Below are 650 nucleotides of genomic sequence, written 5' to 3'. Positions count from 1 at the left end.
GCGGCGACCAGTCCGGTGTCCCGCCGCCGGTGCGGGCGAGGTAGGCGGTCATCAGGTCGCGGGCCAGGGGTGCCAGCGATGCCCCGTCGGCGGAAATATGGTGCACCACAAGGACGAGCAGATGATCGTCGCCGGAACTGAACAGCCGCAGCCGGACAGGTACGGATGTGGTCACATCGAAGCCCGCGGACATCAGCCCGGTCACCATTGCCGTGACATCGGTGGTGTCATCGTCGATCGCGAGTCCGTCCGGCAGTACCGCGTCGGTCGGCAGTATCTCCTGATACGGCAGCCCGTCGGGGTCGGCCGGGAAGCGCGTGCGCAGCACCTCATGGCGTTCCAGCACGTCGGCGACCGCGAGGCGCAGCGCGGGCACGTCGAGGGCGCCGGTCAGCCGGAGGGCGAAGGGCATGTTGTAGGCGGCGGATTCCGGCTCGATGCGGTTGAGCAGCCACATCCGCTGTTGTGCCAGCGACAGTGGTACGCGGTCTGGACGCGCCGTCCGGACGAGCGGTACACGGGTGCCCCCGGTGCGTCGTATCGTCCTGGCGGCCAATGCCGAAACAGTGGACGCCTCGAACAGATCACGCACGGTGACCTGCGACTGCATCGCCTCGTTCAGCCTGGCGACCACCCGTGTCGCGAGCAGC

General features: G+C 68.5%; 1 protein-coding gene. It reads right to left on the bottom strand.

Going from position 1 to position 650, the window contains the following annotated elements; all coding sequences use genetic code 11:
• Positions 1–650: condensation domain-containing protein (locus NA4_RS38475; protein WP_157129608.1), on the bottom strand; the 650-nt coding region annotated here is incomplete at both ends.

The sequence above is a fragment of the Nocardia amamiensis NBRC 102102 genome (assembly GCF_001612745.1).
Lineage (GTDB): Bacteria > Actinomycetota > Actinomycetes > Mycobacteriales > Mycobacteriaceae > Nocardia > Nocardia amamiensis.
The sequence above is the reverse complement of the archived record's forward strand: the minus strand, read 5'-3'. Positions and strand labels throughout refer to the sequence as shown.